The organism is Allobosea sp. ASV33 (genome assembly GCF_016428755.1).
In the GTDB taxonomy this organism is placed as follows: Bacteria; Pseudomonadota; Alphaproteobacteria; order Rhizobiales; family Beijerinckiaceae; genus Allobosea.
In genome coordinates this window covers 1-12,703 of record NZ_JAELTI010000006.1, presented here as the reverse complement: position 1 = coordinate 12,703, position 12,703 = coordinate 1, and the positions used below count along the sequence as shown (strand labels likewise).

Here is a 12,703-nt window from a genome sequence, read left to right as displayed (position 1 = left end):
CGATAAGTTAATTAACTGATCGGTTTCATATGATGTCGACGGACCCGCTCAGCCTGACCTTCGCCGCCCTCGCCGATCCGACGCGCCGCGCCATCCTGGCCCGGCTGTCGCAAGGCGAGAGTTCGGTGAAGGAACTGGCCGAGCCCTTCGCGATGAGCCTGCCGGCCGTCTCAAAGCACCTGAAGGTGCTGGAGCGCGCCGGGCTGATCACGCGGGGGAAGGAAGCCCAGTGGCGGCCCTGCCGGCTCGACCCGGGCCCGCTTCAGGACGTCTCGCAATGGCTGGAGCATTACAGCCGTTTCTGGGACCAGAGCCTCGGGCGGCTGGACGCGGTGCTCCGCGAGATCAAGGCAAAACCACCCGATAAACCGGGCGTTTGAGCTCATAACCATCGCTTCAGTTCATTCTTAAGGTGTTTTCATGCTCAAGACCGTTCTTCTCGGCCTTCTCGCTCTGCTCGCGGTCGGCATCGTCGCCGTGCTGATCCTGGCGGCCGGCAAGCCCGATACCTTCCAGGTGACGCGCTCCATCAAGATCGATGCCGCGCCGGAGCGCATCTATCCCCTGATCGCCGATTTCCGGGCCTGGAGCGCCTGGTCGCCCTGGGAGAAGAAGGACCCGGCGATGAAGCGCAGCTTCGGCGGCCCCGAGACCGGGGTCGGCGCGACCTATGCCTGGGCCGGCGACAAGAATGTCGGCGAGGGCAGCATGCGCATCACCGAGGCCCAAGTGCCCGGCAAGCTCGGGCTCAAGCTCGATTTCCTCAAGCCCTTCGAGGCACATAACGACGTCGTCTTCGCGCTGACGCCGCAGGGCCAGCAGACCAACGTGACCTGGATCATGACCGGCCCGACGCCCTTCATCGGCAAGATCATGCATGTCTTCATGGACATGGACCGCATGGTCGGCGGCGATTTCGAGGCCGGGCTCAGGGCGATGAAGGCGGCGGCCGAGCGCGCCGCCTGAGCCCTCGCCCGCCGGCCATCCGGCAAGCTCCGATTTTTACGTGCTCAACGAGGAGGACGAACCATGAAGCTCTCGACCTATCTGATGTTCGACGGCAATTGCCGGGAAGCCTTCACCCATTACGAGAAGGTGCTTGGCGGCAAGGTGCTCGCCATGATGGATCACAAGGGCACGCCGGCGGAGGAGCATGTTTCGGCCGAATGGCGAGACAAGATCCTGCATGCCTGCCTGGAGATCGACGGTCAGATGCTGATGGCCTCCGACGCGCCGCCGAATCGCTCGGACGGTCCGATGCGCTCGGTCTCCGTCAGCGTCGGCGTGAAGACGCCGGAAGAGGCCGAGCGCATCTTCGCCGGCCTCTCCGAAGGCGGCGCCAAGGTCACGATGCCGATGGCCGAGACCTTCTGGTCGCCGCGCTTCGGCATGCTGGTGGACCGCTTCGGCACGAGCTGGATGGTCGGCGCCGAGATGCCGGCGGATCAGGCGAATTGCGGTTGACATAGCCGGTTTCCCGAGGAAACACCCCGTCATTCCGGGCTTGACCCGGGATCCATCGTAAGGCTCCGCGCTCTACGATGGATCCCGGATCTGCGCGGCTTCGCCGCTTGTCCGGGATGACGGCGTGGTTCCGAGGAAGTCAGCCGTCCTACGACCGCCCGCCATCCACCGAGAGCACCTGCCCGCTGATCCAGCTGGCCTGCTCGCTCAGGAAGAACAGCGTGGCGCTGGCGATATCCTCGGGCGTGCCGAGCCGGCGGGTATGGATGCTTTCGACGAGCTTCTTCTGCCCCTCCGGCCCATAGCTCTGCCATTGCCGCTCGGTCGCGGGATTGGAGCGCACGAAGCCCGGCGCCACCGAATTCACGGTGATGCCGTGCGGGCCGAATTCCCAGGCGAGCTGCTTGGTCAGGCCGACCAGCGCATGCTTGGCGCTGGCATAGGCCTGGATGCCGGTAAGGCTCGGCCGCAGACCCGCGCCGGACGAGATCGTCACGATCCGCCCGTAGCCGCCCTGCTTCATCACGGGTGCCGCCGCCTGCGCCAGGAAGAAGGCGGCATCGACATTGGCGGCGAAGATCACCCGCCAATCCCCCTCGGAAACCGCCTCGATCGCCCGGCCGACTTGCCCGCGCACGCCGCCCGCGGCATGGACGAGAAGGTCGAGCCGGCCATCCCTCGCCACGATGTCGCGCACCAGAGCCTGTGCGGCCTCGGGTGAGCCGAGATCGGCGGCATGGCCGATCGCGCCGATCTCTTTCGCTGTGGCCTGCACCCCGGCTGCATCGATATCGGCCAGGTGGACGCGTGCGCCTGCCTCGGCCAGGGCGGCGGCGATTGCGCGCCCGATGCCCTGGGCTGCGCCGGTGACGAGGGCTACGCGGCCGTCGAAGCGGATCTGCATCGGTCGATCAATACTTTCAGCGTCTCGAAGGCCATCGGGCGGCGGCCGTCCTCGATGTCGTGGATGAGCGAAACCAGCGTCTCGATCGCGGTCGTCGCGATGCCGACCTCGCGGCCGAGTGTCGCGATGACGCCGATCTGCGGGTCGACCTCGGTCTTGCGCTTGCGCACTGCGAGGTCGCGCCAGATGCCGGAATGGGTCTTGGCGGTCTGCGCGGTGTAGTGCGCCAGCCAGTTGATCGTCTCGATCTGCGGACCTTTCGGCCGGCCGGGCGCGAAGACCATCGGGTCAAAATCGCCGAAACCGAGGGAGGTCACGCCGCGCTTGGCCGCGACCGCGCCGACTTCCCGGCCGAGCGCCAGCCAGACCGGAAGCCGCTCCGGGTCCGCAAAATTCGCCGACATCGAATCGTCGGTCAGCGCCGTCCCGAACAGCATCGCGCCATAGGCGAGCTTGCCCCAGAGATAGCCGAAGATGTTGTCCGTCAGGATCGCGTCCGGCTCGAACAGCGTCATCAGCCGGTGCATCTCGACGACCCGCTCGCTCATCGATCCGTCGAGCTCGCCGACGACGGTCGCACCGCGATTGCCATAGAGGATCTCGCCCGGTCCGAGCCAGTCGGCGCCGAAATTGACGAAGCAGCCCATGGTGCGCCGCTCGCCGACAGCCCTGGCGATGGCGAGCTCGTTCAGCCCGTTCTGGGCAGAGAGCACGAAACCGTCCTCGGCGAGATGCGGCTTGAGCGCGTCGAGCGCGGCCTCCGTCGCGCCGGCCTTCACGGCAAGGACGATGCGGCTGTAGCGGCCGGTCAATTCGGCTGGCGTCGCGGCCGGCACGACTTGCGTGAATTCCTCGACCGGCCCGGAAATGGCGAGCCCCTTGGTCCGGCAGGCTTCGACATGCTCGGGGACGATGTCGACGAGCAGAACCGGCACGCCGGCCCGCGCCCAATAGGCGCCGAGCGTGCCGCCGATCGCGCCGGCGCCCCAGATCAGGATGGGTTCGCTCACGCCTGCCCCGCCAGTTCGACATGGTCGTGCGTGGCGACATGGACGAGTCCGTCCGCCGTCACCCAGCCCCGATACATGCCTTCAGTGTTGTAGGGCGCCACGATCGCGCCATCGGCGCCGACCGCCACCAGCCCGGCTCCGATCTTGTGCTCGGAGAGTTCCGCAAGAACCGCATCCGTCGCCGCCTCCAGCGAGAGGCCCTTGTAAGCGATCAGCGATGCGATCTCGTGGCCGACGCAGTAGCGGATGAAATATTCGCCCTTGCCGGTGCCGGAGACGGCGCAGCGCCCGTCGCGGGCATAGGTCCCGGCGCCGATGATCGGGGAATCGCCGACGCGGCCGACCGGCTTGTTGGTATAGCCGCCGGTCGAGGTCGCGGCGGCGAGATGGCCCTGCGCGTCGCAGGCGACGGCGCCGACCGTGCCGTGCTTCTCGGCCTCGCTCGCCTCGGCGGCGGTGCCGACGATCTCGCGCAGCTTCATCGAGGCGAGGTTCTTGCGCCGGCGCTCGGTCGAGAAATACTCGTTCGCGACGGTATCGACGCCCTCATGCTCGGCGAAATCATCGGCCGCGGGGCCGGCGAGCAGCAGCGGATCGCCGCGCAGCATCAAGGCCTTGGCGGCCGTGATCGGGTTGCGGATGCGCTTGGCGCCGCAGACCGCGCCGGCGGCCAGCGTCGCTCCGTCCATGATCGAGGCGTCGAGCTCATGCTCGCCGTCGCTGTTGAAGGCCGCGCCATGGCCAGCGTTGAAATGCGGGGAATCCTCCATCACCCGCACGGCTGCCTCAACGGCGTCGACGGCCGCACCACCCTTGCTCAGGATCGCCCAGCCGGCGCGCAGGGCGCTGGCGAGGTCGGACCGAGCCTGGGCCCATTCGGCCTCCGTCATCTCGGCTTTCGGCAGCGTGCCGCAGCCGCCATGGATGGCAAGCGCGAGGGTCATGTTCGTCTTCCGATCAGTCGTTGTGCGAGGCAGGCCGTCAGGCTCGCCCCGATGCGAGCATCCACGTCTCGGACACCGAACCGGGGCGTCAAGCGAAGGCGTGGATGGCCGGGACGAGCCCGACCATGACGCGAAGGCGGTCCCGTTACTTCTTGGCGGGCTTGATGTCCATCGCCAGCGTGTCCTCGTCGACGCGCGGCGAGATCGTCACCTTGTCCTTCTGCATCGCCCAGGCGGAGCCCACGGCGGTGATCGGCAGGCGCGGCCGGTCCTTGGCGACGATCGCGGCGACATCGGCCAGCATCTGGTTGCGCTTGGCCTCGTCCATCTCGATGCCGGCATCCTCGATCAGCTTGTCGACCTGGGGATTGGCATAGTTCTGGATGTTGAAGGCGCCGAGCTTCTTGGCCGGGTCGTTGGAATGCACCAGGGAGGACAAGGTGTAGTTCGCCTCGCCCGTCAGCGTGCCCCAGCCCGACATCGACATCGAGAATTCGCCGCGCAGGCGCGCCGGGAAGAACACCGCGCCGGGCTGGGCATTGGCGTTCACCTCGACGCCGATGCGCGCCAGCATCTGCGCGATCGAGGTGCCGACCTGCCGGTCGCCGGGCAGGCGGTCATTGGTGAAGGAGAAGCTGATCTTGAAGCCGTTCGGATAGCCCGCCTCCTCCATCAGCTTCTTGGCCTTGGCGAGGTCGGGCTTGAGCGCCGGCAAGCTCTTGTTGAAACCGGCGATGGTCGGCGTCACCAGCTGGTTGGCGGGAGAGCCGAGCCCTTCCATGGCGATCTCGGCGAGCGCCGGCCGGTCGATGGCGAGATCGAACGCCTCGCGCACCCGGACGTCCTGCAGCGGGTTCTTCGGTAGGGCCGAGCCGTCCTTGGCGGTGACCTGCGGGGTCTTGTCCCGCATGTCGAGTTCCATGTTGAAGAGATAGACGCTCTCGATCGTGGCGACGGTGAGCTTGGCGTCGCGCTTCAGCGTCGGCACGTCGGAAGCCGGCGCGCGCACGATGATGTCGACCTGGCCGGCCTTGAGCTGCGCGACGCGGGCGGCGTCGTTCGGCAGTTCCTTGCGCACGACCTTGGCCCAGGGCTCCTTCGCGCCCCAGTAGCCGTCGAACCGGTCCAGCACCATCTGGTCCTTCGGCGTCCAGGAGACGAACTTGTAGGGGCCGGTGCCGATTGCGGCCTTGCCGGAATTGAAGGCCTCGTTGGCACTGTCCTTGGTCAGGCCGGCCGCGGCCTTGTGCGAGACGATGAAGAGGCGGATGAAATCGTTCGGCAGGTTCGGCGCCGGTCCGTCGGTGACGATATGGACCGTCAGCGGGTCGACGATCTTCACCTCCTTGACGCGCCGGACATAGATCGTGGTCGGGTTCGGGCCCGCGACGACCGGGATGCGCTCGATCGAGAACTTCACGTCCTCGGCGGTGAAGTCCGAGCCGTCATGGAATTTGACGCCGGGGCGCAGCTTGAACTCCCAGACCGTCGGCTCCAGCGTCTTCCAGCTCAGTGCCAGCCGCGGCTCGATCTGGAGCTTGTCGCCGGACCAGGTCAGGGTGTCGAAGACGTGCTTCAGCGCCTCGGCATGGGTGCCGGTCGCGGTGAAATGCGGGTCGATCGATTCCGGACCGGCGCGGACGCCGATCGTCAGGGTCTGGGCGAGCGCGCCGGTCGAGACGGTGGCGCCGAGCAGGGCGGCGAAGGCGGCAAGGCGGAAGCTTTGGGCAAGTTTCATGACGGTATCCCCTGATTGACGTGGTTTATGGTTATGACTGGAGTTCGTGAGGCCAGGCGGGCGAGGCGATGACGAGCTTGTCCATCAGCGCGCAGAGCTGCCGCTGCTCGTCCTCGCTGAGGCCGGCAAGCATCGTCGTCTGGTGCTCGACCATCGGCACCATCGTCTCGTCGAAGATCTTGCGGCCTGCCGGCGTGAGATGGAGCACATAGCTGCGCAGATCCGCGGGATCGGTCTCGCGCTTGAGCAGGCGCCGCTGCAGCAGCTTCTGCACGGCGCGCGAGAGCGTGTTCTTCGGCAGGCCGGAGGACGCCACGATGTTCTTGGCGGCAACGCCTTCCTTCAGCCCCACCGCATAGAGCGCGACGAATTCGGGGCGCACCAGGCCGTAGCGCGTCTCGATCCAGCGATAGACCGGGTCGTTGAAGCGGAAGGCGACGAAATTCAGCCGGAAGGACAGCCAGCAGGGATTGTCCCAGAGCTTGGTCACCGTCAGCGGGTCGAGCTCGGCGAGCGCTGCTCCGCGCTCGGGATCGACGCGGGAAGGGGAGGTTGGCGCGCGTCGCATCGGGACAATCTCTCGGCCGATTTAGTTCCAAATGGAACTTGACGCTCCGGGACGCCGGAGTCAAGGATGCCGGTAGTCGGGCGGTCCGTGCCGCCGGACGGGATTGTCTACCGCTTGGGAAAGCGAAGCAAGGATCGCGCCGTGCGTGTCGCCGATTTGAACTGGATGCAGATCGAGGCTCAGGCGAAGCGGGACGATCGCTGCGTGCTGCCGCTCGGCAGCGTCGAGCAGCACGCTTACTTGAGCCTGGCGACCGACGTGATCCTGTCCGAGCGCGTGGCGCAGGAGGCGGCGGAGCCGCTGGGCATCCCCGTCTTCCCGGTCCTGGCCTATGGCCTGACGCCGGGCTTCCTGAATTTTCCCGGCAGCATTTCCCTGAAGATGAGCACCTATGCGGCCTTGCTCTGCGACATCTTCGACGGCTTCTACCGCTCGGGCTTCCGCCGCATTGTCCTCGTCAACGGCCATGGCGGCAATTCGCCGGCGCTGAACTTCGCGGTCGAATGGATGGACAAGCACCCGGACGCCAGCATCCGCCTGCATAACTGGTGGGCGGCGCCGCAATTCCAGGCAGCGGTGAAGGCGGTCGATCCCGCCGCCTCCCACGCCTCCTGGATGGAGAATTTCCCCTGGACGCGGCTCGCCGGCGTGGCCATGCCCGATACGCTGAAGTCGCCTTTCAACCCGGCCGAATATCAGGCCGCGAGCCCGGCCAAGCGCCGCGAGATCCTCGGCGACGGCAATTTCCACGGCCTCTACCAGCGGCCGGACGAGGAGATGCTTGGGCTGTGGCAGGTCGGCGTCGAGGAAACCCGCGCCGCGATGGTGGAGAACTGGCCGTGAGGCCGCGCCGAAAGCTCCACCGATGCTAGGCCACATCGCCTCCCGCCTGGCGCAGGCCCTCGTCGTCATGCTCGTCATGTCGGTGCTGGTCTTCGTCGGCGTCTACGCGATCGGCAATCCGATCGACGTGCTGATCGGTCCCGATGTCAGCCAGGAACTGCGCCTCCAGACCATCGCCCATTACGGGCTCGACCGTCCGCTCTGGGAGCAGTACCTGACCTTCCTCGGGCGCGTGCTGCACGGCGATTTCGGCCGCTCCTTCGTCTTCGGCATGCCGGTGATGGATCTGATCCTGTCGCGCCTGCCGGCGACGCTGGAACTGACGCTGGCCGCCGTCTGCGGCGCGGCGCTGATCGGCATCCCAGCCGGAATCTATGCCGGCTACAGACCCGATAGCGTCGCCTCCAAGCTGATCATGACGATCTCGATCCTCGGCTTCTCGGTACCGACCTTCTGGATCGGCCTCGTGCTGATCATGGCCTTCGCCGTCGAACTGCAATGGCTTCCGGCTGGCGGGCGCGGCGAGACCGTTTCCATCTTCGGTGTCGCGTGGAGCTTCCTGACGCTGAACGGCCTGAGCCATCTGCTGCTGCCGGCACTCAACCTCGCCTTCTTCAAGCTCGCTTTGATGACGCGCCTCGCGAGGGCCGGCACGCGCGAGACCATGCTCTCGGACACCGTGAAATTCGCCCGCGCTGCCGGCCTCTCGGAATGGACCGTGCTGCGCCGCCATGTGCTCAGGCTGATCGCGATCCCGCTCGTCACGGTCTTCGGCCTCGAATTCGGCTCGACGCTCGCCTTCGCCGTGGTCACCGAGACGATCTTTTCCTGGCCCGGCATCGGCAAGCTGATTATCGACTCCATCCAGTCGCTCGACCGGCCGGTCATGGTCGCCTACCTGATGCTCGTCGCCTTCGTCTTCATCACCATCAATTTCCTCGTCGACCTCGCCTATGTCGGGCTCGATCCGCGATTGAGGAAGGGAGGCGCACGATGACCGACGCGTCCCCCGCCGCCCGCTTCTGGGCCGAATTCCGCGAGAGCCGGACCGCGGTCGTAGCGCTGGCCGTCGTCGTGCTGATGATCGGCATCGCCCTACTCGCGCCGCTGGTCGCGCCGCAGGACCCCTACGACCTCGCCAATCTCTCGCTCTCCGATGCGCGCCGCCCGCCGGGTTTCGTCGGCGAGGGCGGCTATACGCATTGGCTCGGCACCGACGCGCAGGGGCGCGACCTGCTCTCGGCCATCCTCTACGGCCTGCGCATCTCCCTGCAGATGGGATTGGTGGCGGGCGCCGTCGCCTTCATTCTCGGCGTCTCGCTCGGCATCGGCGCGGCCTATGCCGGCGGAAGGCGCGAGGCCTTCATCATGCGCGTCATCGACCTGCAGCTTGCCTTCCCGGCGATCCTGCTGGCGCTGGTGCTCTCGGCCTTGCTCGGCCAGGGCAAGATGCAGCTCATCGCTGCGCTGGCCGCCGCGCAATACGCCTATTTCGCCCGCACGGCCCATGGCGCGGCCTCGGCCGAGCGCGGCAAGGACTATGTCGAGGCGGTGCTCTCGACGCCTTTGCCGGCCTGGCGCGTCGTCCTGCGCCATATCTTCCCGAACTGCCTGCCGCCCTTGATCGTCGTCGCGACCGTGCAGGTGGCCAATGCGATCGCACTGGAGGCGACCTTGTCCTTCCTCGGCGTCGGCCTGCCGGTCACCGAGCCCTCGCTCGGCATGCTCATAGCCAACGGTTTCCAGTACATGCTGTCCGGCCGCTACTGGATCTCGATCTATCCCGGCATCGCGCTCATCGTGCTGATCGTCGCCATCAACCTCGTCGGCGACCGCATTCGCGATCAGGTCAATCCGAGGCTGAAGCGATGAGCGACGCGCCTCTCCTCCAGGTCACGAACCTCGCCACCCATTTTCACGCCCGCGCCGGCGTGGTGAAGGCGGTCGACGGCGTCTCCTTCGCGCTGAAGCGCGGCGAGGTCATGGGCCTCGTCGGCGAATCCGGCTCGGGCAAGAGCATCACCGGCTTTTCGATCATCGGGCTGATCGATCCGCCGGGCCGTGTCGAACCGGGCTCCTCGGTCAAGCTGGAAGGGCGCGAACTCGTCGGACTGGCTCCGTCCGATCTGCGAAAAATCCGCGGCAAGCAGATCTCGATGGTCTTCCAGGACCCGATGATGACGCTGAACCCGATGCTGACCATCGGCACGCAGATCCGGCTCGCCCTGGAGGCGCACGAGACGGTCTCCGGCGCCGAGGCGCGGCGCCGCTCCGTCGCGGCCTTGGCGCAGGTCCGCATTCCCGATCCCGAGGCCAAGGTCGATTTCTACCCGCACCAGTTCTCCGGCGGCATGCGCCAGCGCGTCGCCATCGCGATCGCCCTGCTGCACCGGCCGAAGCTGATCATTTGCGACGAGCCGACCACCGCGCTCGACGTCTCCGTCCAGGCCGAGATTCTCGCGGAGATGAAGGAACTCGTCGCCGAGCTCGGGACGGCGCTGATCTGGATCAGCCACGACCTCGCCGTCGTCGCGGAGCTGGCAGACCATGTCTGCGTCATGCGCCACGGCAAGATCGTCGAGGCCGGGCCGACGCTTCAGGTGCTGACCCATCCGCAGCACGCCTATACGCAGGCGCTGCTCGATGCGCTGCCCTCGCGCTCGGAACCCGGCAAGCTGCTGGCCGGCGGCGTCGGCTCCGATGTCGCTCCGCCGCCGCGGGTTGCCAAACAAGCTCCGACAGCGGTCGCCGACGCCGAGCACTATGTCCGCATCGAGCATGTCGCGAAGCGCTTCGCCCAGACCCCCGGCCTGTTCCGCAAGCTTGCGCAGAAGGCGGGGCTATCGAAGGCGCCGGTCGCGGTGCAGGCGGTCGACGACGTCACGTTGGTGTTGAAGCGCGGCGAGGCGCTCGGCCTCGTCGGCGAATCCGGCTCCGGCAAGTCGACGCTGGGGCGCGTCGCCGCCGGCATCTATGCGCCCGATAGCGGCTCCGTCCGCATCGACGGCGCCCCGGTGATGAGCGCGGGCGAGCAGCCTCACAAGGTGACGACGCGCGTCCAGACGATCTTCCAGGACCCCTTCGCCTCGCTCAACCCGCGCATGACCGTGGGCGATAGCATCGCCGAGGGGCCTCTGGCGCATGGGCTCGTCGAGCGCGCGCAGGCAAAGATCTATGTCCGGCAATGGCTGGCCGCGGTCGGGCTCAATCCCGAATTCGCGGACCGCTACCCGCACCAGTTCTCCGGCGGCCAGCGTCAGCGCGTCGCCATCGCCCGCGCGCTCGCGATGCAGCCCGATGTCGTCGTCTGCGACGAGCCGGTCGCCTCGCTCGACGTCTCGATCCAGGCGCAGATCATCAACCTGCTGATACGGCTCAGGCAGGAACTCGACCTGACGTTGATCTTCATCTCGCACGACCTCTCGGTGGTCCGCCATCTCTGCGACCGCGTCGCGATCATGTATCGCGGCAAGATCGTCGAGAGCGGCCAGGCCGGCGAGGTCTACGACCGCCCGCAGCACGACTACACCAAGCGCCTGCTCGCCGCCGTGCCCGTATTGCCGGGTGGGTAATGGTCAGCTTGCCGAAACAGCGCCGTCGTTCCGGGCGCAGCGAAGCGCAGACCCGGACTCCATCGTAAGGCGCGGTGCCCTCCGATGGATCCCGGATCGGCGCCGCCCTGCGGCTTGTCCGGAATGACGGGGGACTTGAACGATGCGCATGCCTATCGAGAGGAGCCTGCCATGACCGAACCCAATGAACTCCTGCCCTGGCAATGGCCGGAAGAGGTCTGGCGCGGCAAGGTCGAGCAGGTCCGCGCCGGCCGCAATCTGAAGCCGGCAAAATGGAAGAACGGCGCCCGCTGCGCCGTGGCGCTCTCCTTCGATGTCGATCACGAGACCAACGAATTGCGTGACGGCGGCAAGTCGGTCGGGCGCCTCTCCTGGGGCCAGTACGGCAACCGCGTCGGCGTGCCCCGCATCCTCGATCTGCTGAAGCGGCAGGATATCCCCGCAAGCTTCTTCGTGCCGGCCGTCACGGCCCTGCTCTATCCGGAAGAGCAGCGCCGCATCATCGGCGCCGGCCACGAGATCGGCCTCCATGGCTGGATCCACGAGGTCAACACGGCGGTGCCGCCTGAGAACGAGCGCGAACTCCACCTGCGCTCGGCCGATACGCTGGAGAAGGTCACCGGCGTCCGCCCGGTTGGCATGCGCACGCCGTCCTGGGATTTCTCCGACGTGACGCTCGCGATCGAGCGCGAGCTCGGCCTGCTCTACGATTCCTCGCTCTTCGCCGATGACGATCCCTATGAGATCGTCGAGAAGGGCGAGCCGACCGGCATCGTCGAACTGCCCGTCGAGTGGATCCGCGACGACGCGCCCTATCTCAGCATGAACCGCTTCCAGGCGCTCAGGCCCTATACGGCGCCGGAAGCCGTCTTCGACATTTTCCGCCGCGAGTTCGAGGGCGCCTATGCCGAAGGCGGGCTCTTCCTGCTGACCATGCACCCGCATGTCATCACCTATCGCTCGCGCTTCTGGATCCTCGAGGAACTGGTGCGCCTGGCCAAGGCCAAGGGCGATTGCTGGTTCGCGACCCATGCCGAGATCGCGGCCTATGTGAAGGAGCAGGCCGGCCTGTAAACGGCACGGGTAGCGGAACCGCTGCCCGATTCCTGCCGTTTTCGCTTCATCGCGGGTTCAGGCCACAAGGGGCCTGATACCCGCAGGTTGAAACGAACGACGGGAAAAGAAATGCGCACGAAACGCTGGTTGCTGGTCGGGACCGTCCTGCCGGCCCTCGTCCTTTCGCAAGCCGGACAGGCCTTTGCCCAGGCCGGATACAGGGTCGCACAGGCCCCCTCTTCCGGAGACGAGGATCCGCGCGGGCCACGGCGTCCGCAGGCGCCGGGAGGCGCGCAGCCCGGCCAGCGCGGCCCGGAAAGACCCGGGGCTCCATCCGCCCCCGCCCAGCCGCAGGCCCCGCGCCCGCCGCAGATGCAGCCGGCTCCGACGGCGCCGCGTCCGCAGCCGCCAGCCATGCCCGCGCCGCAGCCGCGCGCCTGTCTCTTATACACATCTCCGAGCCCACGAGACTCTAGGCGGAAAAGGGGGGGGGGGGGGGGGGGGGGGGGGGGGGGGGGGGGGGGGGGGGGGGGGGGGGGGGGGGGGGGGGGGGGGGGGGGGGGGGGGGGGGGGGGGGGGGGGGGGGGGGGGGGGGGGGGGGGGG

13 protein-coding genes are annotated in these 12,703 nt (G+C 67.3%); 8 read left to right on the top strand and 5 right to left on the bottom strand.

Annotation, left to right across the window (positions count from 1 at the left end; translation table 11 throughout):
- Positions 1-32 precede the first annotated feature (32 nt).
- From JHD80_RS03175 to JHD80_RS03165, 3 genes are all read left to right on the top strand, one after another.
- Positions 33-380 (top strand): ArsR/SmtB family transcription factor, encoded by a 348-nt coding sequence (locus JHD80_RS03175; protein WP_199085005.1) that lies wholly within the window; start codon positions 33-35, stop codon positions 378-380.
- Between the two features lie 40 nt (positions 381-420).
- A complete protein-coding gene (locus JHD80_RS03170; protein ID WP_199084928.1) occupies positions 421-966 on the top strand; it encodes an SRPBCC family protein in 546 nt (181 codons plus the stop codon).
- 63 nt (positions 967-1,029) lie between these two features.
- On the top strand, positions 1,030-1,464 hold the full coding sequence (locus JHD80_RS03165) for a VOC family protein (protein WP_199084927.1): 435 nt from the start codon (positions 1,030-1,032) through the stop codon (positions 1,462-1,464).
- A gap of 148 nt (positions 1,465-1,612) precedes the next feature.
- Here the strand turns inward: JHD80_RS03165 and JHD80_RS03160 are convergent, their stop codons facing one another.
- The 5 genes from JHD80_RS03160 to JHD80_RS03140 form a co-directional block, all read right to left on the bottom strand.
- Positions 1,613-2,368: an SDR family NAD(P)-dependent oxidoreductase gene (locus JHD80_RS03160; RefSeq protein ID WP_199084926.1), complete on the bottom strand. Its 756-nt coding sequence runs from the start codon at positions 2,366-2,368 to the stop codon at positions 1,613-1,615.
- Positions 2,341-3,378 carry a 2-dehydropantoate 2-reductase N-terminal domain-containing protein gene (locus tag JHD80_RS03155; RefSeq protein ID WP_199084925.1) on the bottom strand — a complete coding sequence of 346 codons (1,038 nt, stop codon included), beginning with the start codon at positions 3,376-3,378 and terminating at the stop codon, positions 2,341-2,343. The genes JHD80_RS03160 and JHD80_RS03155 overlap by 28 nt, the downstream gene beginning before the upstream one ends.
- The gene (locus JHD80_RS03150; protein ID WP_199084924.1) at positions 3,375-4,322 is read right to left on the bottom strand and encodes an isoaspartyl peptidase/L-asparaginase family protein; all 948 of its coding nucleotides are present in this window, start codon (positions 4,320-4,322) and stop codon (positions 3,375-3,377) included. The genes JHD80_RS03155 and JHD80_RS03150 overlap by 4 nt, the downstream gene beginning before the upstream one ends.
- A 145-nt stretch (positions 4,323-4,467) precedes the next feature.
- Positions 4,468-6,060, bottom strand: coding sequence for an ABC transporter substrate-binding protein (locus JHD80_RS03145; protein ID WP_199084923.1), 1,593 nt, complete (start codon positions 6,058-6,060; stop codon positions 4,468-4,470).
- Positions 6,061-6,091: 31 nt separating this feature from the next.
- Complete coding sequence (locus JHD80_RS03140; protein WP_199084922.1) at positions 6,092-6,628, bottom strand: MarR family winged helix-turn-helix transcriptional regulator; 537 nt, start codon at positions 6,626-6,628, stop codon at positions 6,092-6,094.
- 141 nt (positions 6,629-6,769) lie between these two features.
- On the opposite strand from JHD80_RS03140, the gene JHD80_RS03135 reads away from it, so the two are divergent.
- The 5 genes from JHD80_RS03135 (at position 6,770) to JHD80_RS03115 (ending at position 12,117) form a co-directional block, all read left to right on the top strand.
- Positions 6,770-7,471: a creatininase family protein gene (locus JHD80_RS03135; RefSeq protein WP_199084921.1), complete on the top strand. Its 702-nt coding sequence runs from the start codon at positions 6,770-6,772 to the stop codon at positions 7,469-7,471.
- A gap of 22 nt (positions 7,472-7,493) precedes the next feature.
- Positions 7,494-8,468: an ABC transporter permease gene (locus JHD80_RS03130; protein WP_199084920.1), complete on the top strand. Its 975-nt coding sequence runs from the start codon at positions 7,494-7,496 to the stop codon at positions 8,466-8,468.
- The gene (locus JHD80_RS03125) at positions 8,465-9,343 is read left to right on the top strand and encodes an ABC transporter permease (RefSeq protein ID WP_199084919.1); all 879 of its coding nucleotides are present in this window, start codon (positions 8,465-8,467) and stop codon (positions 9,341-9,343) included. Before JHD80_RS03130 ends, JHD80_RS03125 begins: the two co-directional genes overlap by 4 nt.
- Positions 9,340-11,043, top strand: coding sequence for a dipeptide ABC transporter ATP-binding protein (locus JHD80_RS29045; protein ID WP_199084918.1), 1,704 nt, complete (start codon positions 9,340-9,342; stop codon positions 11,041-11,043). The genes JHD80_RS03125 and JHD80_RS29045 overlap by 4 nt, the downstream gene beginning before the upstream one ends.
- Before the next feature lie 171 nt (positions 11,044-11,214).
- Positions 11,215-12,117 carry a polysaccharide deacetylase family protein gene (locus tag JHD80_RS03115; protein WP_199084917.1) on the top strand — a complete coding sequence of 301 codons (903 nt, stop codon included), beginning with the start codon at positions 11,215-11,217 and terminating at the stop codon, positions 12,115-12,117.
- Positions 12,118-12,703: the final 586 nt, after the last annotated feature.